The 26235-nt window shown below is 69.0% G+C and carries 23 protein-coding genes; 8 read left to right on the plus strand and 15 right to left on the minus strand.

Annotation, left to right across the window (positions count from 1 at the left end):
- Positions 1-124: 124 nt before the first annotated feature.
- The 3 genes from DFLDMN_RS18005 to DFLDMN_RS18015 all read left to right on the plus strand — a co-directional run bounded on the left by DFLDMN_RS18005 (position 125) and on the right by DFLDMN_RS18015 (position 2197).
- A complete protein-coding gene (locus DFLDMN_RS18005) occupies positions 125-910 on the plus strand; it encodes a TOBE domain-containing protein (protein ID WP_423196228.1) in 786 nt (261 codons plus the stop codon).
- Between the two features lie 136 nt (positions 911-1046).
- On the plus strand, positions 1047-1661 hold the full coding sequence (locus DFLDMN_RS18010) for a LysE/ArgO family amino acid transporter (protein ID WP_423196229.1): 615 nt from the start codon (positions 1047-1049) through the stop codon (positions 1659-1661).
- A gap of 11 nt (positions 1662-1672) precedes the next feature.
- On the plus strand, positions 1673-2197 hold the full coding sequence (locus DFLDMN_RS18015) for a class IV adenylate cyclase (RefSeq protein ID WP_423196230.1): 525 nt from the start codon (positions 1673-1675) through the stop codon (positions 2195-2197).
- Here the strand turns inward: DFLDMN_RS18015 and DFLDMN_RS18020 are convergent, their stop codons facing one another.
- From DFLDMN_RS18020 to modA, 3 genes are read right to left on the minus strand one after another with little or no spacing between them, the layout of a single operon-like run.
- Positions 2198-2920: a sulfate/molybdate ABC transporter ATP-binding protein gene (locus tag DFLDMN_RS18020; protein WP_423196231.1), complete on the minus strand. Its 723-nt coding sequence runs from the start codon at positions 2918-2920 to the stop codon at positions 2198-2200.
- A gap of 7 nt (positions 2921-2927) precedes the next feature.
- On the minus strand, positions 2928-3647 hold the full coding sequence (gene modB / locus DFLDMN_RS18025) for a molybdate ABC transporter permease subunit (protein WP_423196232.1): 720 nt from the start codon (positions 3645-3647) through the stop codon (positions 2928-2930).
- A gap of 20 nt (positions 3648-3667) precedes the next feature.
- Positions 3668-4453: a molybdate ABC transporter substrate-binding protein gene (modA, locus tag DFLDMN_RS18030; RefSeq protein WP_423196233.1), complete on the minus strand. Its 786-nt coding sequence runs from the start codon at positions 4451-4453 to the stop codon at positions 3668-3670.
- 320 nt (positions 4454-4773) lie between these two features.
- On the opposite strand from modA, the gene DFLDMN_RS18035 reads away from it, so the two are divergent.
- Entirely contained in the window at positions 4774-5076 is a 303-nt protein-coding gene (locus DFLDMN_RS18035; protein ID WP_423196234.1) for a hypothetical protein, read from the plus strand.
- 299 nt (positions 5077-5375) lie between these two features.
- A complete protein-coding gene (locus DFLDMN_RS18040; protein WP_423196235.1) occupies positions 5376-5930 on the plus strand; it encodes a nucleoside 2-deoxyribosyltransferase in 555 nt (184 codons plus the stop codon).
- Positions 5931-5944: 14 nt separating this feature from the next.
- On the opposite strand, the gene DFLDMN_RS18045 is transcribed toward DFLDMN_RS18040, so the two are convergent.
- The 6 genes from DFLDMN_RS18045 to DFLDMN_RS18070 all read right to left on the minus strand — a co-directional run bounded on the left by DFLDMN_RS18045 (position 5945) and on the right by DFLDMN_RS18070 (position 12014).
- Positions 5945-6628, minus strand: a complete 684-nt coding sequence (locus DFLDMN_RS18045) for a PqiC family protein (RefSeq protein WP_423196236.1) — start codon at positions 6626-6628, stop codon at positions 5945-5947.
- A complete protein-coding gene (locus DFLDMN_RS18050; RefSeq protein WP_423196237.1) occupies positions 6628-8262 on the minus strand; it encodes an intermembrane transport protein PqiB in 1635 nt (544 codons plus the stop codon). Before DFLDMN_RS18050 ends, DFLDMN_RS18045 begins: the two co-directional genes overlap by 1 nt.
- On the minus strand, positions 8243-8980 hold the full coding sequence (locus DFLDMN_RS18055) for a paraquat-inducible protein A (protein ID WP_423196238.1): 738 nt from the start codon (positions 8978-8980) through the stop codon (positions 8243-8245). The genes DFLDMN_RS18050 and DFLDMN_RS18055 overlap by 20 nt, the downstream gene beginning before the upstream one ends.
- Positions 8977-9657: a paraquat-inducible protein A gene (locus tag DFLDMN_RS18060; RefSeq protein ID WP_423196239.1), complete on the minus strand. Its 681-nt coding sequence runs from the start codon at positions 9655-9657 to the stop codon at positions 8977-8979. Before DFLDMN_RS18060 ends, DFLDMN_RS18055 begins: the two co-directional genes overlap by 4 nt.
- Positions 9654-10757 (minus strand): AI-2E family transporter, encoded by a 1104-nt coding sequence (locus DFLDMN_RS18065; protein WP_423196240.1) that lies wholly within the window; start codon positions 10755-10757, stop codon positions 9654-9656. The genes DFLDMN_RS18060 and DFLDMN_RS18065 overlap by 4 nt, the downstream gene beginning before the upstream one ends.
- 168 nt (positions 10758-10925) lie before the next feature.
- Complete coding sequence (locus tag DFLDMN_RS18070) at positions 10926-12014, minus strand: HPP family protein (protein WP_423198462.1); 1089 nt, start codon at positions 12012-12014, stop codon at positions 10926-10928.
- A 293-nt stretch (positions 12015-12307) separates the two neighbouring features.
- Between DFLDMN_RS18070 and DFLDMN_RS18075 the strand changes: the two genes are divergently transcribed.
- Positions 12308-14008, plus strand: coding sequence for a chloride channel protein (locus DFLDMN_RS18075; RefSeq protein WP_423198463.1), 1701 nt, complete (start codon positions 12308-12310; stop codon positions 14006-14008).
- Between the two features lie 31 nt (positions 14009-14039).
- On the opposite strand, the gene DFLDMN_RS18080 is transcribed toward DFLDMN_RS18075, so the two are convergent.
- Complete coding sequence (locus tag DFLDMN_RS18080; protein ID WP_423196241.1) at positions 14040-14462, minus strand: Lrp/AsnC family transcriptional regulator; 423 nt, start codon at positions 14460-14462, stop codon at positions 14040-14042.
- A gap of 134 nt (positions 14463-14596) precedes the next feature.
- Between DFLDMN_RS18080 and DFLDMN_RS18085 the strand changes: the two genes are divergently transcribed.
- A complete protein-coding gene (locus DFLDMN_RS18085; RefSeq protein ID WP_423196242.1) occupies positions 14597-15481 on the plus strand; it encodes a dimethylarginine dimethylaminohydrolase family protein in 885 nt (294 codons plus the stop codon).
- Positions 15482-15508: 27 nt separating this feature from the next.
- Positions 15509-16606, plus strand: coding sequence for an ornithine cyclodeaminase (locus tag DFLDMN_RS18090; RefSeq protein WP_423196243.1), 1098 nt, complete (start codon positions 15509-15511; stop codon positions 16604-16606).
- 111 nt (positions 16607-16717) lie between these two features.
- Here the strand turns inward: DFLDMN_RS18090 and DFLDMN_RS18095 are convergent, their stop codons facing one another.
- From DFLDMN_RS18095 to DFLDMN_RS18115, 5 genes are all read right to left on the minus strand, one after another.
- A complete protein-coding gene (locus tag DFLDMN_RS18095; RefSeq protein WP_423196244.1) occupies positions 16718-17317 on the minus strand; it encodes a helix-turn-helix domain-containing protein in 600 nt (199 codons plus the stop codon).
- 523 nt (positions 17318-17840) lie between these two features.
- The gene (locus DFLDMN_RS18100; protein WP_423196245.1) at positions 17841-19199 is read right to left on the minus strand and encodes a sigma-54-dependent transcriptional regulator; all 1359 of its coding nucleotides are present in this window, start codon (positions 19197-19199) and stop codon (positions 17841-17843) included.
- The gene (locus DFLDMN_RS18105) at positions 19192-21066 is read right to left on the minus strand and encodes a sensor histidine kinase (protein WP_423196246.1); all 1875 of its coding nucleotides are present in this window, start codon (positions 21064-21066) and stop codon (positions 19192-19194) included. The genes DFLDMN_RS18100 and DFLDMN_RS18105 overlap by 8 nt, the downstream gene beginning before the upstream one ends.
- Positions 21067-21176: 110 nt before the next feature.
- A complete protein-coding gene (locus DFLDMN_RS18110; protein WP_423196247.1) occupies positions 21177-22487 on the minus strand; it encodes a dicarboxylate/amino acid:cation symporter in 1311 nt (436 codons plus the stop codon).
- Positions 22488-22758: 271 nt separating this feature from the next.
- Positions 22759-26172 carry a diguanylate cyclase gene (locus DFLDMN_RS18115; protein ID WP_423196248.1) on the minus strand — a complete coding sequence of 1138 codons (3414 nt, stop codon included), beginning with the start codon at positions 26170-26172 and terminating at the stop codon, positions 22759-22761.
- Between the last annotated feature and the right edge of the window lie 63 nt (positions 26173-26235).

The raw sequence follows: 26235 nt of genomic DNA on the forward strand, positions 1-26235 counted from the left end.
GGAGGCCCACCCAGACCAGGGTGCAGGCAATGTGCCAGGGGCAGAGGCGCTACGGGGCGCAACGTGGTGGGATGCGGCGCGACAGCGGTAACATGGCGCCATCGTCCATTTTCTCCACATCTCCATGCTCGAACTCGAAGGCGCCATCTGGTTCCGCGCCGGTGCCCGCGACTGGGGCGGCAAGGACCGCATCGCGCTGCTGGCTGCAATCGGCGAGCACGGCTCGATCACCGCGGCCGCGCGCGCGGTCGGCCTCAGCTACAAGGCCGCGTGGGATGCCATCGACGCGATGAACAACAGTGCCGGCGAGGCGCTGGTCGAGCGCGCCGCGGGCGGCAAGGGCGGCGGCGGCACGCGCCTGACCGCGCGTGCCGAGCGGCTGATCGCGACCTATCGCGCGCTGGAAGCCGAGCACCAGCGTTTTGTGGCGTGGCTGGGCACGCGCGCCGATGCCGAGGACCTCGATGTCATGCGGCGCTTCATGGTCAGGACCAGCGCGCGCAACAAGCTGTTCGGCACGGTCGAGGCCATCAGTGCCGGCGCCGTCAATGACGAGGTCACGCTGCGGCTGGCAGGCGGGCAGGCCATCGTTTCCACCATTACGCACGAGAGCGCCGAGACGCTCGGGCTGGCACCGGGCGTCGAGGCGTTTGCGCTGGTCAAGGCGTCGTCGGTGCTGGTGGGGGTGCCCGATCCCCGCGCGTTGCTGTCGGCGCGCAACCAGTTGCCGGGCGTGGTCGCGCGCATCGTGCCGGGCGCGGTCAGCGCCGAGGTGGTGCTCGATCTCGCCGGCGGCGGTACCGTGGCCGCCATCGTGCCCGATACCGCGATCGCGGACCTCGGCCTGGCGGAGGGCAGGCCGGCGCTGGCGATCTTCAAGGCGTCGAGCGTGATCCTTGGCACCCTGTAGAATTCGCGGTTTTGCCGCTTGCAGGGGATGCCATGGATAGGGACGCAGGCTGGGCGGGGTGGAACGGTGCCGGCCGGCACGGTGTGGCCGCGACCGGTGTGGCTGCAAGAGGTACGGCCGCGAGCGATGTGGGCGCATGGGTGTAGACCGCTTCGATGCCGCCATGGCCGGCTTCAGCCTGGGCCTGTCGCTGATTCTCGCCATCGGATCGCAGAACGCCTTCGTGCTGCGCCAGGGTTTGCGCCGCGAGCATGTGTTCTGGGTCTGTCTGGTCTGCGCGGTGTCCGATGCCGCGCTGATCGCGATGGGCGTCTCGGGCTTTGCCGTCGTCATCCGCCAGTTGCCGTGGCTCGGCGCTGCCATGCGCTATGGCGGGGCCGCCTTCCTGCTCTGGTACGGCGCGCGCAGCCTCTGGACGGCGTGGCGCTCGCGTGCGGTGCTGGCACCGAGCGATGCGCCGCCGCGCCCGCTCGGCGCGACGCTTGCCGTCTGCCTTGCCTTCACCTGGCTCAATCCTCACGTCTATCTGGACACGCTGATGCTGATCGGCTCGGTATCGACGCATTTCGCCGGCAGCGAAGTGCAGTTTGCCGTTGGCGCGATGACCGCATCGTTCGTCTTCTTCTTTGCGCTCGGCTATGGCGCGGCGTTGCTGCGCCCGGTCTTTGCGCGGCCGCGCGCCTGGCAGGCGCTGGAGGTCGTGATCGGCATCACGATGTGGGGCATCGCGGCAAAGCTGCTGCTCGGCTGACAAGGAAACGTATGGCACGCAATATCGAGATCAAGGCCCGCATCGACAGCGTGGAGGGCGTGGCGCCGCGCGTGGCGGCGCTGGCGCAGCACGGCCCCGAGCGGATCGAGCAGGACGACACCTTCTTTCCGTGCGCCCGCGGCCGCCTCAAGCTGCGCGCGTTCGACGCGGCGCGCGGCGAACTGATTTTCTACGCGCGGCCCGATCAGGCCGGGCCCAAGGAGAGCTTCTATATCCTCTCGCCGACGGCGTCGCCCGATACGCTGCGTGCGGCGCTGGCCGCCGCGCATGGCGAGGGCGGTCGGGTGCGCAAGGTCCGCACGCTGTTCCTGGTGGGCCGCACGCGCGTGCACCTCGACCGCGTGGAGGGGCTCGGTGATTTCCTCGAGCTGGAGGTAGTGCTCGCCGACGACGAACCGGCGCAGGCGGGGGTGGCGGAAGCCCATGCGCTGATGGACGCGTTGGGCGTCGCACGCGCCGGCCTGATCGAGGGCGCCTATGTCGACCTGCTGGCTGCCGCCGCGCGGGTCGCCTGATCAGACCGCGTGCGGCGACGCCGGCGCGTACACGGGTGGATGCTGGCGGCCATGGCCGCTGCCGAAGATGCGGCCTTCGCGCACCTCGAGCACATGATCGGCCAGCACCTCGACATCGTCGGGGTCGTGCGAGATGACCACCATCGGCACGTCGAGATGGCTTTGCAGCGCGCGCAATTCCTGGCGCATATGCTGGCGCAGCGCCGGATCGAGCGCCGAGAACGGTTCGTCGAGCAGCACGATGTCGGGGCGCGCCACCAGCGCGCGCGCCAGTGCCACCCGCTGTTTCTGTCCGCCCGAAATCTCGGCGGGATACTGGCCGACGATGTTGCGCAGGCCGAACGCATCGATCCAGCGATCCGCTTCCGCATGCCGCGCGCGCCGGGCGGGATTGCGCCAGCCGCGGTCGAGGCCGAACGCCACGTTCTGCGCCACCGTGAGGTGCGGAAACAGCGCGTAGTCCTGGAACAGATAGCCGACGCGGCGCTCCTGCGGGCGGATATCGATGCCCGCGTCGGCATCGAACAGCGTACGGCCGTTGAGCACGATGCGGCCGGCATCGGGTGCCAGCAGACCGGCGATGGCACGCAACGTGAGGCTTTTGCCGGCCCCCGACGGCCCGAACAGCGCGATGCGGCGGCTGGCCGATGCAAAGTCGATATCGAGCGCGAACCGGCGCTCGCCCGAGCGCATCTGCTTGCGGATGGTGACGTGCATGCCCATGGTGGTCTCAGCGGGGGCGGGCGGCACGGGCGCGGAAGCGGCGCCGCTCGTAGACTTCGCCGGCGCCGCGCGCGAGCGGCGGCACCAGGCGGCCCGCCACTACCAGCAGCAGCACGCAGGTGAGCGAGGTCACCAGTACCAGCAGGTTGGCGGTATGGTCGTCGCCGGCCTGCACGGCTTCATAGATCGCCACGGAAAGCGTCTGGGTCCGTCCGGGCAGGTTGCCGGCGATCATCAGCGTGGCGCCGAATTCGCCGAGCGCCCGCGCGAACGCCAGCAGCACGCCGGCGATGATGCCGCGGGCCGCGAGCGGCAACGTGACGCGGAAGAAGATGCCGGTCTCGGAGACGCCGAGCACGCGCGCGGCATTTTCCAGCTGGTGGTCGACGCCCTCGAACGCGGCGCGCGCGGACTTCAGCACGAGCGGAAAGGCGACCACGGTCGAGGCCAGTACCGCACCCTGCCAGGTGAAGACCAACTCGATGCCCAGCGACGCCAGCCAGTCGCCCAACACGCCGCGACGTCCCACCAGCACCAGCAGGTAGTAGCCGAGCACGGTGGGCGGCAAGACCAGCGGCAGGGTGAGGATCGCGTCCACCACGTCGCGTGCCGGCGAGCGCCAGCGCGCCAGCGCAAAGGCGGCGGCAACGCCCAGCACGCCGTTGAGCAGCGTGGCCCAGCCGGCGACCTTGAGCGAGAGCAGCAGCGGTACCCAGACGGCATCCATGGCGGCGCGTGCGAAACGTCTCAGGGCTTGAGGAAGCCGTAGCGCGACAGCACGGCCTGGCCCTCCGCCGACAGCACGTAGTCGACAAAGACGCGGGCCGCGGCGGCCTGCCCGGTCTGGGCCGTTACTGCAATCGGATAGGTCACCGGCGTGCGGCTCGGCACGCGTACGGCTACCTTGACCTTGTCTGGCATGACCGCGGCGTCGGTGGCAAACACGAAGCCGGCGTCGACTTCGCCGCGCGCCACGTAGTCCAGGCTCTGGCGCACGTTCTGCGCCGGCACGCCCTTGGCGGCCACCGCATCCCACAACTGCTCGGCCGCGAGCGCGTCGCGCGTATAGCGGCCGACCGGCACCGACGACGGATTGCCGTAGGCGACGCGCTTGACCTCGGGCCGGGTCAGGTCCTTGAGCGTGGCCAGGCCGAGCTTGCTGTCGGCGGGCACGATCATCACGATCTGGTTGGCGGCGAAGTTCTTGCGCGAGGCGGGCGCGATCACCTTCTCCTGCTCGGCCTTGTTCATCGCCTCCTGGTCGGCCGAGGCGAACACGTCGGCCGGCGCGCCCTTGACGATCTGCTGCATCAGCACGTCGGACGCGCCGAAGTTCAGGACGACCTTGGTGCCCGGGTGGCTTTTCTCGAACTGCCCGGCGAGCGCCTTGAAGGCATTGGTGAGGCTGGCGGCGGCCGAGACCACGAGGTCGGCGGCAAAGACGGGGGACGCTGCCAGGGTCAGCACCGCGAACGCGGCTGCCGCGGCGGCAGGGCGCGCGGCGCGGCGCAGGAAGCCAGGGCGGGCGGGCATGGGCAGGGATGGTCGCATGGATAGGGGCGATGGCAGGGAATGATCTGGCAACAAGCGGTGTCAGGGCGGGCGCAGTGGCACGCGCGCCACAATCGTCGACCATGCGCAATATAAGTCGGTATATAGCGAAGGTCAATCCGGCTGTGGGTGGGGCGGCCGGCCGGGACGCCCGGCCCTGCCGCACACCGACACACCGACACACCGACACACCGACACACCGACACACCGACACACCGACACGCCGATGTCATCCGGGCGCCCGACAATCGCCATGCGGCCCGATGCCGACGCGGTCGCCACCGACTCTGCCCTTCAGCACCATGACCACCGCGACCGCAGCTACCTGTCCGCTTGCCTCGACCCGCCTGACTGACCCGACCGAGCCGATCGAGCCGATCGAGCCGATACGTCCCGCTGCCGCGCGCGGCGAGCGTCTTGTGCACGGGCGGGCTTCCCGCCGGCGGCGGCGGGCGCATCCGCTGCTGCTTGCCACCACGCTCGCGGTGGCCGTGGCGGCGGCGAGCGTGGCCGGTGCGGCGGCGTGGCGCGAGCATGGTGGAGCCGCGCGCACCTTGCCGACAGACACCGCACCCGTCCAGCCGCGCGCGCCGCTCGGCCGCTGATCGGCGCGCACGCATTGCCCGCATATTGCCGGCCATCGCTGGCACCTCGGTCGCCCTGCCGTCGCCGCGCCGTCGCCCCGCAGTCACGATCGCGGGTCGTCCTGCGGTGAACGGTTGCGGTATGCTGGGTCCGCCCGTACCGGCCACAGCTGCCCGATGCCAGCCGGGTGCCGCCGACACGGCACCAGAAGGGCACCCACGGGGCATCCCCGAGGACACCCCTGAGGACACCGGACACCCCTGAGGACACCCCTGAGGACACCCCTGAGGACACCCACAAGCCTACCCATGAGGGCGACATGAAAGCGATCTATCTCGCCGGCTTCGACGTATTCCGCAAGGATGCACGCGCCCATGGCGAGCGGCTCAAGGCGCTCTGCGCCCGCCATGGCTTTGAGGGACTGTATCCGCTCGACAAGTCCGCCCCGGCAGGGCTGTCGGGGCCCGACACCGCGCGCTGGATCTACGAGGCCAATCTGGCATTGATTCGCCGCGCCGATATCGTGATGGCCAACCTCGACGACTTTCGCGGTCCCGGCGAGCCGGACTCGGGCACCGCGTTCGAGGTCGGTTTTGCCGCCGCCTTGCAGAAGCCGGTCTGGGCCTATGCCACCGAGGGCGATACCCTGCGCGACCGTGTCACGGTCAGTGTCGATGCCGAAGGCAATGCGCTCGATGCGCGCGGCTATGTGGTGGAGGATTTCGGGCTGTCGAAGAACCTGATGCTGGCCTGCAGCGTCAAGCTCGTGCAGGGCGACGCGGAGGCCTGCCTGGCTGCGATGGTGGAAGCCGACCGCCGGCGCATGGCACGGCGCGCGGCCGCAGAGGCGTCGCAGGGCGACGCGGAGGATTGAGCAGGCCGATCGCCTTAGCGTCCCAGCGATCTCACGCCCGCGGCGATCTCGTCCGCCGCGCTGGCGACGATCTGGCGGTAAGCGGCCACCATGCCGTCCACCTGGCCCGGCGCCGGCACCTCGGCCAGCGTGCGGCCGCTGACCACCTGGCCATCGGGCAGGCGTCGCACGGTCCAGGTAATGGTGGCGCCGGCCCGTTCGCCCAGGCTGCCGTCCAGGCGCACCACCTCGGTCGTCACGCGGTAGACCGGCGCCACATCCGAGAGTCCCTGCTGGTAGGTATCCACCGCGCCGAGCGTGGCCTGAAGGCGCTGCGACAGCGCATCGCGCAACTCATCGGGCAGCGGCGCGGACCAGCGGTCGAGCTCCAGCAGCCGGAGCTGGCCATCGGCACCGTCGTTCACCACGATCTGCGGGCGATTGAGCCGTTCCGGCACCCGCACCGGGGCCACCTCGATCCATAGCCGCCCCGCGGACGCGGTGCCGGTGCCGGTGGCAGTCGTCACGGCGGACGGCGTCGACACGGGAGTCATCGGCGCGGCCGGCGTGGCCGAAGCGGACGCAGTGGACGCAGTCGACGAAGTCGACGAAGTGGCCAGCGAGTAATAGCGCGGATCCGGCGAAGCGCACGCCGCCAGCAGCGCGACGGTGGTGGCGGCCCGCAGGGTGCCGCGCGAGATCAGCCAGCGTGTGGTCATCAGTCTTTCTCCGCCTTGCCGCGTAGCAGCGCCTCGGGATGGCGCTCGAGATAGTCGGTCAGCGCGCGCAGCGAGACCGCCGTGCGCGTGAGTTCCTGCATCATGCGGCGCGTGTCCTGCTGCAGGGGGGCGTCGGACGCCAGCGTGCCGTTGGCCGCATTGAGCGTGCGGCGCGCGTCCTGCAGCGCGGAGACCACCTGCGGCGCCACGTCGCCGTGCAGTTGCGCCACCAGCTTGTCCGCGTTGTCGAGCATGCGGTTCAGCGAGGCCATCGACGTGCGCAGGTCCTGCCCGATCTGCTCGAACGGCACCTTGTCGATCTTGTTGACGATGTCGCCGAGCTTGGCCTGCAGTTCATCGAACGTGCCCGGCGTGGTCGGCAGCTCCGGCAACGCGGCGTCGATATCGACATTGACCGGCGCCGCCTTCGGGAAGAAGTCGAGCGCCACGTAGAGCTGCCCCGTCAGCAGGTTGCCGGTACGCAGCTGGGCGCGCATGCCGCGCCGGATCAGCGCCTGCACGATATTGCGCTTCTGCTGCTCCTCGGCCACGTCGCGCTGCCGGAAGCCCATGCGCGATGGATAGAGCTCCACCACCACCGGCAGGCGGAACGCCTTCTTGTCGCGCTGGTATTCGATGCCGATCGAGCGCACCTGGCCCACCACCACGCCACGGAAGTCGACCGGAGCCCCGGGGGCGAGGCCGCGCACCGACTGGTCGAAATTGAGCACCGCCAGCGTCGGCGCCAGCTCCTCGGGCTCCTTCATGGCCTCGGACTGGTCGCTCGCGAGCAGGAACTGCGTATTCTCCGCCGCCACCGGCGCGGCGCCGCTGTGATCGGGCGCCTGGAATGCGACGCCGCCGAGCAGCACCGTGACGAGCGATTGCGTCGACAGCTTGAGACCGCTGGCATCGAGCTTGAGGTCGACCCCGCTCGCATGCCAGAAGCGCGTATTGGCCGTCACCAGCCGGTCGTATGGCTTGTTGACGAAGACGCGCAGCGTAATGTCGCGGCCGTTGGGCTCCAGCTGGAACGCCACCACCTGCCCGACCTGCACGCGGCGGTAGTAGACCGGCGAACCGATATCGAGCGAGCCGAGGTCCTGCGCGCGCAGCACGAACTGCTTGCCGGACGCATCGGTGGTGACCACGGGCGGTACTTCCAGGCCCGTGAACGCCGTCTTGCGCTCGGCCGACTTGCCGACGTCGACGCCGATATAGGAGCCCGACAGCAGCGTCTCGAGCCCCGACACACCGCTTACCGCCAGGCGCGGCCGTACCACCCAGAAGCGCGTGTCGGCCACCGCGAAGTTTTCCGCGTCCTTGGTCAGGTCGATGCGCGCGATGACATGCGAGCGATCCTGCGAGAGACGCACCGCCTTGACCAGGCCGATATCGACGTCCTTGTAGCGCACGGGCGTTTTGCCGGGCGTCAGGCCCTCGGCCGTACGGAACGTGACCTCGATCTCGGGCCCGCGCGAGGCGATGGTATTGATCAGCAGCGAGATGCCGACCACCGCGGCGACGATCGGGATCAGCCAGACCAGCGATGGCAGCCAGCGCGCGCGGCGCCGCAGCGCCGGGCGCGGCAGGCCGGAGGGCGGTGGGGGAGTGTCAGGAGGATGGTCGGGCATCGGTGTGTTCGGTTGGTTCCAGCGAATCCCACAGCAGGCGCGGGTCGAAGCTCAGCGATGCGAGCATGGTCAGTACCACCACCGAGCCGAACGCCAGCGCGCCCGGGCCGGGGACGATGGTGGCGAGCGCGCCGGCACGCACCAGCGAGGCCAGCAGCGCCACCACGAAGATATCGAGCATGGACCAGCGTCCGATCAGTTCCACCAGTCCGTATAGCCGGGTTTGCTGCCGCACGCGCCAGGTGGTGCGCAGGTGCACCGAGACCAGCAGCATCGTCAGAATCGCCATCTTCAGCAGGGGCACCACGATGCTGGCGATCAGCACCACGCCGGCCAGCAGGTGCGACCCCGTCAGCCACAGATAGATCACGCCGGAGAAGATGGTGTCTTCCTGGGTGCCGAGCAGCGACTGCGTGATCATCACCGGCAGCAGGTTGGCGGGAATATAGAGGATGTACGCCGCCAGCAGGAAGGCCCATGTGCGTGCCACGCTGGCTGGCTTGCGGTGGTGCAGCATGGCGCCGCAGCGTGGGCAAGGCTCGCCTTCCAGTGTGCGCGGACTGACCAGGTCGCAGGCATGGCACGCGATCAGCCCGAGCGAGGTGGCCGTGGGCACCGCCGCGAGCGGCGTGCGTTCGTCGTCATCGGTCAGCTCCGCCACCGAGCGGTAGACCATATCCGCGGCGGCGCGTCCGGAGCGGGCGAGATGCCGCTTCATTGGTCTGCCTCCGCCGGGGCTTCCAGATACTCCCACAGCGCGCGCGGGTCGAACGACAGCATCGCGGCGAGCACCACCACGAGCGCGCCAAACGACCACAGCGCGACGCCGGGCAGCACCTCGGCCATGGTGGACAGTTTGACCACCGTTACCAGCACGCCGATCATGAAGACTTCGATCATGCCCCACGGCCGCGTCTGGCGGATGCCGCGCACGATGCGATCGAACCCCGGCGGCATGTGCCGGCGCGCCATCGGCACCAGCAGATAGCACATCATCAGCATCTCGCTGAGCGGAAACAGGATCGTGGTGGCGAACACCAAGGCCGCCACCAGATCCATGCGGTCGGCATGCAGGGCCCGCACGGCGCCCAGCAGCGTGGTCTCGGTGCGCACGCCCTGCAGGTCCATGGCGACGATCGGATAGCTGTTGGAGATCAGGAACAGGATCAGCGCGGTGACCACGAGCGGCAACAGGCGCCGGTAGGCGCGGCGGCTTTCGCGATAGAGCGCGCCACCGCAGCGCAGGCATTCGGCGCGCTGGCCCGGTGCCAGGGCGGCGCGCTCGTACACCGCATCGCAGTACTCGCACGCAATGAGCCGGTGCATGGCATCCGGCGCGGCGCCCGCGGCGGGTGGCGGGGGTGGGGTATCGTGCTGGCGCGCGTCGGCGGTCATGCGTCGGAGTCGAGCTGCGGTGGCGGCGTGGCGGACACCGCGGTGATCGGCATGGCGGTCTGCGAGCCGATGGTCCAGTCGCGCAGCAGCGCGTAAGCCACCGCGAGCACGGTCGGGCCGATAAAGACGCCGAGAAAACCGAAGGCCAGCGCGCCGCCGAGCACACCCATCATGATCCAGATGAGCGGCAGGCCGGTGCCCTTGCTGATCAGCAGCGGCTTGATGACGTTGTCGGCCATGCCCACCACGACCACGCCCCACACCACCATGAAGATGGCCCAGCCGGTGCCGCCGGAGTGATAGAGCCACAGTGCGGCGGGAATCCACACCAGCGGCGGGCCGATCGGTATCACCGACAGGAAGAACGTGACAAAGGCGAGAATCGCGGCGCCCGGTACGCCCGCGATCCACAGGCCGATGCCGGTCAGCACGGCCTGGACAAAGGCGGTGCCGAGCACGCCGTAGACCACGCCCTTGACGGTGCTGCCGGCCAGCGCGAGCAGGTGGTCGGCGCGTTCGCCGGCAATGCGGCGCATGCCGCCGCGCAGCCATGCCACGGCCAGTTCGCCACCGGTATAGAAGAAGAACGCGAGCACGATCGAGAGCGCGAGCTGCCCCAGCCCCGCGCCGATCGACAGGCCCGCGCCGAGCAGCACGTGGCCCACCGGCGCCACCAGCTTGCGCAGGTTGGCGATCATTTCGGAATCGGCATGGATTACCTGATTCCAGGTGTTCTGCAGATAGGGGCCCACGTAGGGCAGGCTCGACAGCCACTCCGGCAACTGCGGCACGCCGCGTTCGACGTAGCGGTCCACCAGCGCGGTCAGTTGCGGCAGGTGGGCCGAGAAGCTCGCGCCCGCATAGACGAACGGACCCAGCACGATCACCACGGCCAGCAGCACGCATATCAGCGCGGCCAGCCCGCGCCGGTTGCCGAGCCAGCGCGACAGCACGGTGTACGGATACCACGAACTGAACGCCAGGATCGCCCCCCACAGCAGCGCCGTGGCAAACGGCGCCAGCACCAGCATCGAACCGCCGATCAGCAGGATCAGCGCAAATACCGCGGCAAGCTTCTCAATCAGTTGTCCGGAACTCATTACGCGGATCTCCCTGGGCGGCTCTGGCCCTGCCATGTGACCAATACGGCCGTAAGCATAGCGGAAATCCATGACCGCCCCGCCGCGTCGGCGGGAGGGCGGCTGGCTGCCTTGCAGAGTGTTATAGGCGATGCGGTCAGGAGGCACGCCGCGCGCGCCGGGCTGGCGCTACGCCGTGGTGGCGTGGCTGCGCAGGAGCGCGGCGACCAGGTCGGACTGGGTGACCATGCCGGCCACGCGCTTGTCGGCATCGAGCACGGGCACGTGATGCAGCCCGCCATCGGAAAACGCGCGTGCGAGTTCGACCATGGGCTGGTCGACGCGCGCTACCGTGACCGCGTGGGTCATGAGCTCGCGCACGCTGCCGTTGGCGCGGCGCGAGCCGGCGCGCTGCGCCGCAAAAAAGTCGCTCTGGGTGACGATGCCAAGCAGCCGCCGTTGCGCGTCCACCACCGGCAGCGCCTTGATGTGATGGCGCACGAGCAGGGCCGCCGCCTCGCTCGCGGGCATGTCGGCGGTGGTCAGCACCACGTCGCGCGACATGATGTCGCCGCACAGGATATCGCCAAAGCGGCGCCGGAACGCGCGCAGCTCGGCGGCGACGAGAATGGCCTCGAGGTCGTCTTCCTCGATGTCGAGGAATTCGCCGCGCGCTTTCAGCACCGCATCGAGGTCGCCGCGCGTAAAGCCGACGCGCTGGGTCGGCGGCACATCGCGCGTGTGATGCTGCGTTGCGGTATCGGGCGGGCGGTGCGGGTAGCGCCGCTGCATCAGATTGTTGAAGGCGAGGGCCACCAGCACCAGCAGCATGGAATTGACGGCCACCGGCATCACGATAAAGCCGAACCCCAGCGCCTTGACCGCCGGGCCGCCGAGCACGGCGGTGGCGGCCACCGCGCCGCTGGGCGGATGGACGCAGCGCAGCGGAAACATCAGCGCGATGGCCAGCGCCACCGCGAGACCGGCGGCCAGGCCCGTGTCGGCAATCAGCAGCGCGCATGCCACGCCGACCGACGACGCCACCAGGTTGCCGCCGATGATCGACCACGGCTGCGCAAGGGGGCTGGCCGGTACCGCGAACAGCAGTACCGCCGAAGCACCCATCGGCGCGATAAACCACGGGTTGAAGCCGCCCAGCAGGCGCCGCGAAATCCACTCGGTCAGGAACAGGCCCAGCAGGGCGCCCACGCTGCTCTTGAGCCGCTCATGCCGGCCCGCGACGATCGGGGCGGGCACGAACGTGCGCAGCCACGCCATGAACTGGCGCGGCAACGGTTGCGCCGGAACGACGGGCGCGGACGTCGCGGACGCGCCAGGCGTCTTGGGGGGCACAGCGGACGACTCGGGGGTTGGCGGGGGCATGGGCGGGGACCGGGTAAGTTGTCGTGTCGGATACAGGCAGCTACCAGATGAAGCGGTGAAATATATCATGCCGTGATATATTGTGCGGCTGCCCGTCCCAAAGAGGAGTATCGATCATGTCCGCCCCCGGAGTGCACTTCGAAAAGAGAGACTATACGGTCGACGGGCGGCTGCCGCTGCTGGCCGGCATGGCACTGTTGCTTGGCGGCGTCAGCACGCTCGCGGCCTGCGTGCTGGTCAACCTGATTCGTTTCTTTACCAACGTCTTCTTCTATCAGTCGCTGTCGCTGGCCGAGCGCTCGCCGGCCCATCATACCTTGGGCGCCTGGGTGATCGCCCTGCCGGTCATCGGCGGCCTGATCGTCGGTTGCATGGCGCGTTATGGCAGCGAGAAGATCCGCGGGCATGGCATTCCGGAGGCGATCGAGGCGGTACTGTTCGGCCGCAGCCGCATGTCGCCGAAGGTGGCCATCCTCAAGCCGCTCTCGTCCGGCATCGTGATCGGCAGCGGCGGGCCGTTCGGGGCCGAGGGGCCGATCATCATGACCGGCGGCTCGATTGCCTCGCTGATCGCACAGTTGCTGCACCTGAGCGCCGCCGAGCGCAAGACGCTGCTGGTGGCGGGCGCGTGCGCCGGCATGACGGCGATCTTCGGCACGCCGGTGGCGGCGGTGTTGCTCGCCATCGAGCTGCTGCTGTTCGAATTGCGTCCGCGCAGTCTGTTGCCGGTGGCGCTGGCCTGCGCCGTGGCCGGCTTCCTGCGCCCGTTCCTGTTCGAGGCCGGACCGCTGTTTCCGCTGCAGACCGCGCCGGCGTCCACCGCCGCGCTCGGGTCGTGCGTGCTGGCCGGGCTGCTGTGCGGTGTGCTCGGTGCCGGGCTGACGCTGGCGCTCTATCGCACCGAGGACGCGTTCGGGCGCCTGCGGCTGCACTGGATGTGGTGGCCGGCGCTGGGCGGGCTGGTGGTCGGCATCGGCGGCTATTTCGAGCCGCGCGCGCTCGGTGTCGGGTATGACGTGATTGGCGATCTGCTCAACAATCGGCTCGCGGTGGAAGTCGCGGTGGCGCTGCTCGCGGTCAAGGCGGTGATCTGGATTGCGGCGCTGGGATCGGGCACCTCGGGCGGCGTGCTGGCGCCGCTGCTGATGCTGGGGGCCGGACTCGGCGTGGTGCTCGCGCCGTGGCTGCCGGGCGGCTCGCCGGACCTGTGGGCGCTGGTCTGCATGGCGGGAGTGCTGGGCAGCGTGCTGGGCGCGCCGCTGACGGCGATCGTGTTTGCCTTCGGCCTGACCCACGACAGCGAGGCGTTGCTGCCATTGCTGTTGACCACCGCGGTGGCGTACGGGTTTTCGGTGCTGACCATGAAGCGTTCGATCATGACCGAGAAGATCGCCCGGCGTGGCCTGCATATCTGGCGCGAGTTCGGCGTGGATCCGCTGGAGCGTGCGCACGTGGCGGAGCTGATGACACGCGACGTGGTGGCGATCGATGGCGACCTGCCGGTGGCCGAGGTGGTGGCGCGCTACTTCGGCGCGCAGGCGCCGCATCGCGCCTATCCGGTGGTCAGCGCCGGACGCGTGATCGGCATGCTCGATCGTGCCTCGATCGACGCCGCCACGCGCGCACTGTCCGCCAGCCACGATCCGGCCTCGATGCCCTGTCGCGACCTGATTCCGGCCGGCACGGCGGCGGTCCTGCTGCCGTCCCAGACCGGGCGCACGGCGGCAGGCAGCATGGCGACGCTGAGCGTGGCGCGCCTGCCGGTGGTCGACAGCCTGGCGTCGATGCGGCTGGTCGGCATCGTCTCGCTGCGCGATCTGGTGGCGCCGAGCGGCAAGGTGCTCGACGAGGAAACGCGGCGCGAACGGCCGCTGGCGCGCTTGCGCTGATCGCCCGCGCGCGGCCCGGCAGGCGCCGGGCCTACAGCTTGTGGGTCGACAGCAGGATGCTGGTCTCCGTGGCCGAAATCCCGTCGATCAGGCGAATCCGGTCGAGCGTGCGGTCGAACGCCTCGAGCGTATCCGCGCGCAGCTCCGCGATAATGTCCCAGCGGCCGTTGGTGGTATGCAGCGCCTGCACGTTGGGCTCGCCGCGCAACGCCTGCAGGACCTGGCGCGCCTTGTTGCCTTCCACCGCCACCGTCATCCATGCGCGAATGCGGTGGGCTTCCGCCTCGGGCTTGAGGCGCACGGTATAGCCCACGATCACGCCGTCCTTCTCGAGCCGGTCGATGCGGTTCTGCACGGTCGCGCGCGACACCCGCAGCGCCTTGGCCAGCGTGGTCACGGGCGTGCGCGCGTTATCGCGCAGGAGAGCAAGCAACTGCTGGTCGGTCGCATCCATGGCTTTGGCACATTGCGAGTCATCACTGGCGAAATGTTATGCCGATGGGGCAATTTGTCCAAGATGTGCGCTTCTGGCTGGCGTCGACGCGACGGAGAATGCACGCAATCTCTCCCCACCGACGAGGAACTGCCGTGATCCAACGCCCGACGATTCTGCTGGTTGCGCCCACCTTCTACGACGTTTCCTACAGCATCAACCCCTGGATGGACCCACAGGCGTGGGCGCGCGACCCGCGCGGCATGCATCGCCAGGCCACGCGGGCATTCGCGGCGCTGCGGCAGGCGCTGGCAGACGCAGGCTTTGCGGTGGAGGTGGCGGCGGGCGCGCCAGGCCTGCCGGACATGGTGTTTCCCGCCAATGCCGCCGTCGTGCTGGACGGCAAGGCCGTGCTGGCGCGCTTTCGCTATGCGCAGCGCAGCGGCGAGGAAGCGCCGTTTGCGGCGATCTTCGAGGCGCTGCGCACGCGCGGCTGGCTCGACAGCGTGGTGCAACTGCCTGCGGGCTGCTTCCAGGAGGGCGCGGGCGACTGCATCTGGGATGCCGCGCGCGGCCATTTCTGGGCCGGCTTCGGACCGCGCTCGTCGCGCGCGGCGGCCGATGAGATGGCACGGCACTTCGCACGCGAGGTGGTGGCGCTGGAGCTTGCCACCGCGCACAGCTATCACCTCGACGTGTGCTTCTGCCCGCTGGCCGGCGGCGAACTGCTCTACTATCCGCCCGCCTTCAGCGCGGACGCGCTGCAGGCCATTCGCGCACGCGTGCCGGCGCGCCTGCGCATCGAGGCCACCGAGGACGACCTGCGGCATTTCAGCGTCAACGCGGTCAACCTCGACGATCAGGTGGTGATGACGCGGACCACGCCGCACCTGCGCACCGAGCTGACGCGCCGCGGATATCGCCTGCACGAGGTCGACCTGTCGCCGTTCATGCTGTCCGGCGGCGGCGCGTACTGCATGACGCTGCGGCTCGATCGCACGAGCGTAGCGCCATCCGCGCGCGGTGCCGTGGCGGCCTGACCCCTGGCGTTTGACTGGAGCCCGCTCATGACTGCCCCCGCGCTGCCCCGACCCACCACGCGCTTTCTCGACGCCCACGACGTTGCCGCGCTGGTCCGCGCGGTCGGCGTGACCGACGCGCTGACGCAGCTGACCGAACATGTCCGCGCGGATTTCCTGCGCTGGGGCGCGTTCGACAAGTCGCCGCGCGCGGCCAGTCATTCGCCGCTGGGCGTGATCGAGCTGATGCCCGTCAGCGACGGCGTGCAGTACGCGTTCAAATACGTCAACGGCCATCCGGGCAACGCGCGGCATGGGTTACCCACGGTGATGGCGTGCGGCATGCTGGCCGATGTGCGCACGGGCTTTCCGTTGTTGCTGGCCGACCTGACCCTGGCCACGGCACTACGCACCGCCGCCACCTCGGCGCTGGCCGCGCGCGCGATGGCGCGGCCCGGGGCGGCCACCATGGCGCTGATCGGCAACGGCGCGCAGGCCGAATTCCAGGCGCTGGCGTTCCACACGCTGCTCGGCATCCGCGAGATCCGCGCGTTCGATATCGATCCGCGCGCGACCGCACGGCTGGTGCGCAACCTGGCGCGCGCCGATGCGGGCGCGACATTGCGCGTCGTGCCGGTGCCCTCGGTGGCGGCCGCGCTCGCCGGGGCTGACATCGTTACCACCGCCACCGCCGACAAGGCCCACGCCACCATTCTCACGCCCGCCATGATCCGGCCCGGCATGCATCTCAACGCGGTCGGTGGCGACTGCCCGGGCAAGACCGAGTTGCACGTCGATATCCTGCGGCGCGCGCGCATTGTCGTCGAGTTCGCGCCGCAGACGCGCATCGAGGGCGAGATCCAGCAACTGCCGGCCGATGTTCCGGTCGATGTGCCCGTCGCCGAACTGTGGGAAGTGCTGGCCGGCACGCGCCCGGGCCGCGCCACCCCGGACGAGGTGACCGTGTTCGATTCGGTGGGCTTTGCGCTGGAAGACTACGCCGCCTTGCGCTGGCTGCATGCCGCGGCTGCCATGCACCGGATTGGCAGGCAGGTCGATCTGGTGGCGCTGCCGCCCGATCCGCGCGATCTCTATGGCTGGATGATGCAGGCGGAGGTGAGTGCCGCGGCGATGGCGCTGGCCTGAACCCGCGCGTGCGGCAATGATGTCTGCTGTGACTTAAGTGTGCTGTTACTTAATAGCGCGCCGCAGCCGGCGCGTCCGGTCTCTCCCGCCGTGCGAGAGAGGGACCGGGCATCAGGCGCCGGCGCGCCCCATCATCAGTTGCGCGCGCAGGAAGCCCTTGACCTCTTCCAGCGACGGCGTCTTCAGGAACACCATGATGCCCCAGTGCTGCAGGGCATCGGCCACGCCGTCGTAGGCCTGGCGATTGGTGATCACGGCGAAGATCACACGCTGGCGTGCAAAGAAGTTCTGCAGCTTCTCGATGGTCGCCGATTCCGCGTCGTTCAGTTCCTCCACGTAGTAGAGCACCACGCGTGGACGCGCATCGACCGACGTGATGACGGTGTCCACCACGTCTTCCAGCACCTGGGTCTTCAGCGGCAGTGACCACTTGCCCAGTTGCGCACTGATGCGCTGGGCTTCCTGATGGTTCGGGTGGAACACGACGAGGTCGAGATCGTGCGGCGCCTGCAGGTCCGGCGCGGCGCGCGACGCGAGCAGTCGGTGAACGGTTTCCTTGTGAATGCGGCGATGACCGCCATTGGTCTTCCAGGCACCGAGCTCGCCTCGTTCGACCATCTTCTGGACTGTGCCCAGCGATACATTGAGAAGTTTTGCCGCGGTACGTGTGCTGTAGTACGGCTTGTCAGCCAGTTCCGGATCCAGTTTCATCCAATCACCCGTTGTCTCAATCGGCAGCGCAGCACGGATTCGCGCCTCGTGGCGCTTTCGGGCGCGCCACGCCGGTGTGACACCGGGCTGCCGGATTTTACTGACCCTGATGCTTCGACCCGCTCCCCGCTGGTCGTACTGCTGATACGTCGATACTGCCGACTGTTGGCGGCGATGGTCTCTGCCATCTGCCCGGTGCCATCCTGCACCGTACGTCTTCATAGTAGCCCGTGCATGATCGATTCATGACAGAGGGAAACCATGAGTGACGTCGCACTTTTGTTGTTTAACGTACATCGGTAGTCTCTGGTGGACCGACGCGATTCGCAACAGGCCGAATGTCTGCAGTCATTTGCCCTAGTCCCCTAGTCCTTTTGGATCAGTGACCGTGAGGCACATCACCGCACGACCCACCGCGCGACCCACCGCGCGACCCGCCGATTTCCCGGCGTTTCCGCGCATGCGCAAATGAGGATGATAACGGCTCGCGATGGCCGATCGTGAAAAAAACTCCGCGCGCGACTCACAGACCGTACTTGCGGACCTTGTCGAACAGCGTGGTCTTGGCCACGCCAAGCGCTTCGCTGGCGCGTGTGAGATTGCCGTCGTGGCGACGCAACGCATCGGCGATCAGGGCCCGCTCGAACTGCTCGACGGCCTGTGCGAGCTGCACCGTGCCGTCGGCCGCGTGGCCCTCGCGAGCGCTCTCGTGAGGGCTCGCCTCGCCAGGCTGGCACCCCATGCCGAGCACATGCCGCTCGGCAAGATTGCGCAATTCGCGCACGTTGCCCGGCCACGGATAGGCGATCAGCGCGGCGAGCTCGGCCGGCGTGGCGGGGATGGGCTCGCGCTCGAAGCGCAGCGCGGCCTGTGCCACGAAATGTTCAAACAACTGCGGAATGTCCTCGCGCCGTTCGCGCAACGGCGGCAAGGCCAGCGTGATCACGTTGAGCCGGTAGTAGAGATCGGCGCGGAACTGACCGGCGTCGGCCAGCGCGCGCAGATCGGCCTTGGTGGCGGCCACCACGCGTGCATCCACCGCGACCGGCTGGTTGGAGCCGAGGCGTTCCACCACGCGCTCCTGCAGTACGCGCAGCAGCTTGATCTGCATCGACATCGGCATGCTCTCGATCTCGTCGAGAAACAGCGTGCCGCCGGCGGCGTGCTCGATCTTGCCGATGCGGCGGCGCGCGGCTCCCGTGAACGAGCCGGCCTCGTGGCCGAAGATTTCCGATTCAAACAGGTGTTCGGGCAGGCCGCCGCAGTTGATGGCGACAAAATGACGCGCATGGCGCGTGCTGGTCTCGTGCAGGCAACGCGCGACCAGCTCCTTGCCGGTGCCGGTCTCGCCATGGATCAGCACGTTGGCCGCGGTATCGGCCACGTCGGCGATCCTGGCCCGCAGGCGCTCGATCGCCGGCGAATTGCCGATCAGGCGCGCGGCCAGACGGTCGCGGCCGGCCAGGCGTGCACGCAGGTCGGCGACCTCGAGCGTGAGCCGGCGCTGTTCCAGCGCGCGCCGGCACGCGTCGACCAGCCGCTCGGGCGAGAACGGCTTTTCCAGGAAGTCGTACGCGCCTTGTTTCATCGCCTGCACCGCGAGGTTCACGTCGCCGTGGCCCGTGATCATGATCACGGGCAGCGTCGGGTCCTGTGCGCGCAGGTCGGCCAGCAGGGTCATGCCGTCGCGTCCAGGCAGGCGGATATCGCTGACCACCGCGCCCACGGGCTGGCCGGCCCCGGAGCGATCCTGCAGTTCGCGCAGCGCGGCCTCGGCGCTTGCCGCCGTGCGGGTGGCGATGCCTTCCAGCCGCAACGCCTGCTCGCAGCCGAGCCGCACATCGGGATCGTCCTCGACGATCATCACCGTCAGCTCAGACATGAGGTACCTCGCGCACGGCCTGCGGCAGCCCGAGCGTGAAACAGGCGCCGCCGTCCGGATGATTGATCGCGGTCAGCGTGCCGCCGTTCTCGTTGAGGATACCGGCCGACAAGGTCAGCCCGAGGCCGAGGCCCTCGCCCGCGGGCTTGGTGGTGAAGAACGGTTCGAACAGCCGCGCAAAGGCTTCCTCGGACAGGCCCGGACCGTTGTCGCGCACGGTGAGGTGCACCAGGCCGCCGCTTTCGTACGCGCGCAGCCATAACCGGGGCGGGTGCTGGCCGCGCATGGCGTCGAGCGCGTTGCCGATCAGGTTGACCAGCACCTGTTCGAGGCGGTTGGGGTCGCATGCCACCACGAGCGTCGGGTCGATATCGCGCTCGATCACGGGCGCGGTGGCCACCACGCGGGTATCGAGCAGGAACAGCGTATTGTCGATCGCGTCGACCAGGCGCGCGGCACGGCGCGGACCGCTGGCGGGATTGCGCGCGAACGACTTGAGCGCGCCGGTAATGCGGCCCATGCGCTCGACCAGCGCGATCATTTTTTCGAGATTGTCGCGCGCGGTGTCCTGGTCGCCGCGCTCAAGAAACTTGCAGGCATTGCCCGACAGCGTGCGCAGCGCGGCCAGCGGCTGGTTCAGTTCGTGCGCGATGCCGGTGGACATCTGGCCGATGGCGGCCAGCTTGCCGGCCTGCATCAGACCGTCCTGGGCCTGGCGCAGGAAGGCCTCGGCGCGCACGCGTTCGGCCACTTCGGCATGCAGCAGGTGGTTGGCCGCGGACAGGTCCGCGGTGCGCTCGGCCACCTTGCGCTCGAGTTCGCTGTTGGCGGCTTCCAGCGCGCTGCGCGTGGCCAGGCGCTCGCTGACGATGCGCCGTCGCACGTTCCACGCCGCGGCCAGCAGCAGCACGAAGGCGGTGGCAACTCCGGCCAGCGCGGCACTGTTGAGCGCCGCCATGCGGGCCTGCGAGGTATTGGTCAGCAGCGTGAGGTCCCACTCGGTGCCGGGCAGGACCGCGCGCTGCGCCAGCATGGGCGGCCCGAGCCGCAGCTTGACCAGCGCATCGCCGCCCTGGCCCGGGCCGCTGCCGAGCGTGCGCACCGTCGACAGCTCCAGCGTGGGCAGCGGCGCACGGTTGTACTGCCGCGTGCGTTCGAGCCGCGCGCGCAGCTCGGGCGGAATCGGCCGCAGCGCGGCGAGCTTCCACGACGGATCGGAGGCAAGGATCACCACGCCGTTCTCGTCGGCCAGCAGCATCTGGCTGTCCGCGCCCTGCCAGCGGTTCTCGAGCGGTTCGAGGCCGATCTTGACCACCGCCACGCCGCGCGGATGGTCGCGGTTGCCGAGCGGGGCCGACAGGTAGTAGCCCGATTCGCTGCGCGTGGTGCCCACGCCGTAGAAGCGGCCGAGCTGGCCCTCGATGGCCGTATGGAAGTACGGGCGGAAGCTGAGATCCTCGCCGACGAAGCTGTCCGGGCGCTGGTAGTTGCTTGCCGCCAGCACCTTGCCGTGGGCGTCCAGTACATACACCACGCGCGTGCCGGCGCGCGCGTTGAGCGCGGCCAGGTAGATATTGGCGTCGTTGACGCGCGCGGGCGCGGCGGGATTGGCCAGCAGCGCGTCGATGCGGGCATCGAGCGAGAGCAGGCTCGGCACGTAGTCGTAGCGCGCCAGTTCGCTGTCGAGCGCCTGGGCGTAGAGCCGCAGCTGTACCTGGCCGCGTTCGGCCTGGCGCGCCAGCGCGTTGTCGTACGTGTAGCGGTAGCCAAACCAGCTGGCCGCGGCGATCAGGGCGGCCAGTACCAGCAGGGCCAGCAGCGTGAGTGCGGCGCGAGGTCTGGCGGAAGCGGAAAGGGGGGACGGCATGGCGGGGTCTTCGTGCTGCATGGCAGCCTTTTACCACAATGCCGCCAGCGCCGAAAAAAGAAAGCCCTGGCACCGGGTCGGCGACAGGGCTGGGGCACATCCCGGCGCGGTTATTTGCCGGCCAGGGCCTGGATCGTACCCAGGGTTCCGCCCGGTGCGGAGACGGGATCGTCCTCCTCCGCCAGGTCGGGTGCGCCGATGGCGTTCTCGCTCTTGGCGACAACGGTCGTGGCCACGGCATTGCCGAGCACATTGGTAACGGTGCGGCCCATATCGAGGATATGGTCGATGCCGAGCACCAGCAGGATGCCGGCTTCCGGCAGGCCGAACATCGGCAGCACGGCCGCCACCACCACCAGCGAGGCGCGCGGCACGCCGGCGATGCCCTTGCTGGTTACCAGCAGCACCAGCAGCATCGTGATCTGTTGCGTGAGTGACAGGTGGATGCCGTAGACCTGCGCGACGAACAGCGCCGCGAACGAGGTGTACATGATGGAGCCGTCCAGGTTGAACGAGTAGCCGAGCGGCAGCACGAAGCCCGTGATGCGGCGCTTGACGCCAAAGCGCGTGAGCTGCTCGATCACCTTGGGGTAGGCCGACTCGCTGCTGGCGGTGGCAAAGCCGATCATCAGCGGCGCGCGCAGGACCCTGATCAGGCGGAACACGTCCTTGCCGAGGAAGCACCAGCCGCCCGCCAGCAGCGCGGCCCACAGCAGCGCCAGCGCCAGGTACATGCTGCCCAGCAGCTTGGCGTAGATCACCAGCACGCCGAGCTCCTGCGCGGTGATGACCGCCGCGATCGCGCCGAACACGCCCACCGGCGCGAACGCCATCACGTAGTTGGTGACCTTCAGCATGACCTCGCCGAGGCCTTCGATACCGGCCAGCACGGGCTTGCCCACGCCATCCTTGACGGTGCCGAGCGCAAAGCCGAAGAACAGCGAGAACACCACGATCTGCAGGATCTCGTTGGTGGCCATGGCCTCGACGAAGCTCCTGGGAAACATGTGGGCGATAAAGTCGCGCAGGTTCAGCGAGCCGGTCTTGACGCTGGAGGCGGCATCGGCCGCCGGCAGCGCGAGGTCCATGCCGTGGCCGGGGGTGAGCAGGTTGGCCATGACGAGGCCGAGCAGCAGCGAGGTGATCGAGGCCGCGAGGAACCACGCCATCGCCTTCAGGCCGATGCGGCCCACGGCGCGGCCGTCGCCCATGCCGGCGATGCCCGCGACCAGCGTGGCAAATACCAGCGGCGCGATGATCATCTTGATCATGCGCAGGAAGATGTCGGTGAGGATCGACAGGTGATCGGCGATCGCCTTGGCGGTGGCGGCATCTGGCGCCAGGTGGTGCGCGGCGGCGCCGGCAAGCACGCCAAGCAGCATGGCGATGAAGATCAGGGTGGGCAGGCGGTTGCGTTTCATCGTGTTGGTTGTCTTCCTTTGGTATGGGCATGGGCCGGCATGCGGCGGCCCGCCGATGGCCGTGCGAACGGTGCGCACGCATTTGCTCGGGGCCTGCAATCGCACGACGCGTGCCAACACGAAGGCCCCTCAAGGCCCATGTAAGGTCATGAATACAAAGGGGAAAACCACAGATGCGCAGGCCGGCGTCCGGGAACCCGAACGCCGGTGAAGGGGGCGCGTTCGGATTTCCGAACGCGCGGTCCCCGGGGTGACCGCGCAGGCAGCCGGGTCAGGCGTGACCCGAGGTCGGCTGGGTCGGCTGGGCGGCACTTTCGCGCCGTTCGCAGCCGTCGAGAAAGGTTTCGAGCGGCATCGGCATGCCGATGGCGTAGCCCTGCGCGTAGTCCACGCCAATGGCGCGCAGGGTGTGGACGGTCTGCTCGTCCTCGACCGACTCGGCCACGGTGCAGACCCCGAGGCGATGGCCGATATCGTTGATCGAGCTCACGATCTCGCGATCGACCACGTTGTCGGCCAGATTGCGGATAAAGCTGCCGTCGATCTTCAGGTAGTCGACCGAGAACTGCTTGAGATAGGCAAACGAGGACAGGCCCGCGCCGAAGTCGTCGAGCGCCACGGTGCAGCCCGCGCGGCGCATTTCCGTGACCAGGCGATTGGCGGCCGACATGTTGTTGATCAGCGCGGTTTCCGTGATCTCCAGGCGGATGCGGCTGGCCGGCAGCACCGAATCGTCGAGCGCGGCGTGGAGGAACGGCAGCAGGAACGGTTCGCCGAGCGAGTTGGCCGACAGGTTGATCGACACCGACAGGCCCGGCACGGCGGCCAGGCGCGGGCCGAAATCGTGCAGCACGGTGCGGATCACCCAGCGGTCGATATGGCCCATCAGGTCATAGCGCTCGGCGGCGGGGATGAACGCGCCCGGCATGACCAGCGTGCCGCTCTCGTCGACCATGCGCACGAGGATCTCGATATGGCTGACGTGTTCCTCCTCGGCGCGCAGCGCACGGATCTCCTGCGCATAGAGGCGGAAGCGGTTGGCCTCCAGCGCCGAGTGGATGCCAGCGGCGACTTCGAGCTCGCGGTGATGGCGGCGCGCATCGCTTTCGTCGCGGCGATAGATCGATACGCGATTGCGCCCGGCCGCCTTGGCCGCATAGCAGGCCACGTCGGCACGGCTCATGAGTTCGCCCACGGGCGGGGCCTCGCTGTCGATGGCGGCAATGCCGATGCTGGCGCCGACATCGTAGACGCGGCCGTCCCACGGAAAGCGGCGGCCGCGAATCGCGTCGATGACCTTCTGGCACACATGATCGGCCTGATCGACCGTGCAGTCCTTGAGCAGCAGCGCAAACTCGTCGCCGCCCAGGCGCGCGAGCAGGTCGTCGGGGCGCACATGATGGCGGATCACGTAGCCGAGCTCGCGCAGCAGCACGTCGCCGGCACCATGGCCGGCGGTATCGTTGACGATCTTGAAGCGGTCGAGGTCGATAAAGCAGAGCGCGCTGCGGTGCCCCTGCTGGCGCGCCGCGTCGCACGCTTCGCGCAGCCGCTTCTCGAACCAGGCGCGGTTGGGCAGGCCGGTCAGCGCATCGTGCGTGGCCGAGTGGGCCAGCTCGCGTTGCAGCGCGCGCGAGGTGGTGATGTCCTGGAACACGAGCACGGCGCCGAGGACATCGCCATTGCCCGTCAGCACCGGTGCCGCGGAATCCTGCACGTCGTGACGCTCGCCGGTCAGGCTCTGCAGTACCGCGCCCTCCTGCAGGTACGCCGGGCGCAGCGACTGCAGGCACTGTTCCACCGGGCTCGGGATGACCTCGCCGGTCAGTTCGTCGACGATGCGAAAGACCTGTTCGAGCGGCTGCCCCATCGCGGCGTCCATGCTCCAGCCGGTCAGCTGCTCGGCAATCGGATTCAGGAAGGTCACGCGCATGACCGCATCGGTGCAGATCACCGCGTCGCCGATCGAGCGCAGCGTGATATGGAGGCGTTCCTTCTCCTCGAACAGCGCCGAGGTGAGGCGGCGCTGTTCGGTGATATCCCAGTTGGTGCCCACCAGCGCGCGCGTCATGCCGCCTTCGCGCTCGCCGTCCTCGTGGCGCGACACCATGGCCATCGCGCGCACGTGGCGCACCTCGCCGGTCGGCCGCACGATGCGGTATTCGGTATCGAAGCGCTGCAGGCCGCGGATGGCCTGGCGCATCTCGCTGCTAACGCGGCTGACATCCTCGGGATGGAGCATCGCGATCCATTGCGCCAGCGTGGGCGTGCCGAGCTCCGGCGTGGTGCCGTGCAGCGCATGCATGCGCGCATCCCAGGCAATGGCGGCATTGGTGAAGTCCCATTCCCAGATGCCCACGCCGCCGGCCTCGACCGCCAGCTGGGTGCGCCGCGTCAACTGCTCGAGCTGCTCCTGCGCCAGCCGCCGGGTATGGATGTCTTCCACCTGCGAGATAAAGTGGTCGGGCGCGCCGGTCGCTTCGTCGCGAACCAGCGATACCGCCAGCAGGGTCCACAGGTAGTGGCCGTCCTTGTGGCGGTAGCGCTTCTCGAGCCGGTAGGAGTCGATCTCGCCCGCCAGCAGGCGTTCCACCTGGCGCAGGTCGGGCTGCAGGTCGTCCGGATGCGTGATTTGCTGGAACGGCAGGCTGCGCAGCTCCTCGGCGCTGTAGCCGAGCAGTTCCGTCATGGCGCGGTTGACCACCTGCCAGCGGCCGTCGAGCCCGACCAGCGCCATGCCGATGGCCGAATGCTCCATCGCCTGGCGGAAGCGACGTTCGCTGCTGCGCAGATGGGCGCGCCCGGCGCGGTTCTGTTCGGTCATGAGGGCGATGCAGACCGGAAACACCATGATCACCGCCGCCGACAGCGGCAGCTTCTGCATGGCCACCGCCGGCGCGCCGGCGGCGAGCGCGAAGATCTCGGCCGAGAGCGTGGACAGCAGCGTCAGCAGCGCGGTGGCAAACGGGTTGCTGATCAGCGCGGCGACCACGAGCGGCAGCGACATCGCCACGAACGGGTCGTGCGCCTGCATGACGGCGACCGTGCCGATCGCCACGCACAGCGCCAGCAGGATGCACAGGCGCAGCAGCAGGCCGCGCTGCAGCGTGGCGTGGATACGGGCCGGCGTCACCGACACCATCAGCGGCAGCAACATCACCATGCCGAGCGCACTGGCATTCCACCAGGTCCACCACACCCGTGTGAACGCGGTGCCATAGAAATGGGCGAGCACGGCCGCCCCGCACAGCGCGCCGACCGCGGGGCCGACCGAGGCCGCCACGCCCAGCGTCAGCGCGAAATTCGCCAGCCGCCCGGGCAGCACCGTGCTCATGCGCGCGTTCATGAACCGCAGCAGCGCGACGGAGCAGCCGATCTCGACCAGGTTGGCGGTGGACAGCAGCACGGCAACGGCCATGCCGTCGCCGCCGACCCAGTTGGCCAGCACATGGCCGCCGAACATGATGGCCAGCAACCAGCGGGCCTCGCGCGCCGGGCGCTGCAGCACCATGCCAAGGCCGAAGGCGTTGGCGAGCCATAGCGCGGCGGCATTGCCGGGCAGGCGGGACAGCCAGATGCCGAAGGTCGCAAGCACGAACGCCCCCACGGCGGCCAGCAGCAGGGGGCGCCAGCGCAGGGCCGGGACGGGGGCGGTCATGGTTTGGGCGGCCTTATCGGACGTCATGCAATGGGCGTCATGCGAATCATTCTTGTCTGCGCCGCGATGCGGTGGCCGGCGCCGGGATCG

The organism is Cupriavidus sp. H19C3, from assembly GCF_049393815.1.
In the GTDB taxonomy this organism is placed as follows: Bacteria; Pseudomonadota; Gammaproteobacteria; order Burkholderiales; family Burkholderiaceae; genus Cupriavidus.

Bases quoted from the DNA above. Each gene is read 5' to 3' on its own strand.
- DFLDMN_RS18050 (WP_423196237.1), bottom strand. From the start codon at position 8,262: ATGCCCGACCATCCTCCTGACACTCCCCCACCGCCCTCCGGCCTGCCG.
- DFLDMN_RS18095 (WP_423196244.1), bottom strand. From the start codon at position 17,317: ATGAAACTGGATCCGGAACTGGCTGACAAGCCGTACTACAGCACACGT.
- DFLDMN_RS18040 (WP_423196235.1), top strand. From the start codon at position 5,376: ATGAAAGCGATCTATCTCGCCGGCTTCGACGTATTCCGCAAGGATGCA.
- modB (WP_423196232.1), bottom strand. From the start codon at position 3,647: ATGGATGCCGTCTGGGTACCGCTGCTGCTCTCGCTCAAGGTCGCCGGC.
- DFLDMN_RS18110 (WP_423196247.1), bottom strand. From the start codon at position 22,487: ATGAAACGCAACCGCCTGCCCACCCTGATCTTCATCGCCATGCTGCTT.
- DFLDMN_RS18015 (WP_423196230.1), top strand. From the start codon at position 1,673: ATGGCACGCAATATCGAGATCAAGGCCCGCATCGACAGCGTGGAGGGC.
- DFLDMN_RS18055 (WP_423196238.1), bottom strand. From the start codon at position 8,980: ATGAAGCGGCATCTCGCCCGCTCCGGACGCGCCGCCGCGGATATGGTC.
- DFLDMN_RS18045 (WP_423196236.1), bottom strand. From the start codon at position 6,628: ATGACCACACGCTGGCTGATCTCGCGCGGCACCCTGCGGGCCGCCACC.
- modA (WP_423196233.1), bottom strand. From the start codon at position 4,453: ATGCCCGCCCGCCCTGGCTTCCTGCGCCGCGCCGCGCGCCCTGCCGCC.
- DFLDMN_RS18065 (WP_423196240.1), bottom strand. From the start codon at position 10,757: ATGAGTTCCGGACAACTGATTGAGAAGCTTGCCGCGGTATTTGCGCTG.
- DFLDMN_RS18070 (WP_423198462.1), bottom strand. From the start codon at position 12,014: ATGGCGTGGCTGCGCACGTTCGTGCCCGCCCCGATCGTCGCGGGCCGG.
- DFLDMN_RS18100 (WP_423196245.1), bottom strand. From the start codon at position 19,199: ATGTCTGAGCTGACGGTGATGATCGTCGAGGACGATCCCGATGTGCGG.
- DFLDMN_RS18080 (WP_423196241.1), bottom strand. From the start codon at position 14,462: ATGGATGCGACCGACCAGCAGTTGCTTGCTCTCCTGCGCGATAACGCG.
- DFLDMN_RS18075 (WP_423198463.1), top strand. From the start codon at position 12,308: ATGGCACTGTTGCTTGGCGGCGTCAGCACGCTCGCGGCCTGCGTGCTG.
- DFLDMN_RS18115 (WP_423196248.1), bottom strand. From the start codon at position 26,172: ATGACGTCCGATAAGGCCGCCCAAACCATGACCGCCCCCGTCCCGGCC.
- DFLDMN_RS18020 (WP_423196231.1), bottom strand. From the start codon at position 2,920: ATGGGCATGCACGTCACCATCCGCAAGCAGATGCGCTCGGGCGAGCGC.
- DFLDMN_RS18105 (WP_423196246.1), bottom strand. From the start codon at position 21,066: ATGCCGTCCCCCCTTTCCGCTTCCGCCAGACCTCGCGCCGCACTCACG.
- DFLDMN_RS18005 (WP_423196228.1), top strand. From the start codon at position 125: ATGCTCGAACTCGAAGGCGCCATCTGGTTCCGCGCCGGTGCCCGCGAC.
- DFLDMN_RS18035 (WP_423196234.1), top strand. From the start codon at position 4,774: ATGACCACCGCGACCGCAGCTACCTGTCCGCTTGCCTCGACCCGCCTG.
- DFLDMN_RS18090 (WP_423196243.1), top strand. From the start codon at position 15,509: ATGACTGCCCCCGCGCTGCCCCGACCCACCACGCGCTTTCTCGACGCC.
- DFLDMN_RS18060 (WP_423196239.1), bottom strand. From the start codon at position 9,657: ATGACCGCCGACGCGCGCCAGCACGATACCCCACCCCCGCCACCCGCC.
- DFLDMN_RS18010 (WP_423196229.1), top strand. From the start codon at position 1,047: ATGGGTGTAGACCGCTTCGATGCCGCCATGGCCGGCTTCAGCCTGGGC.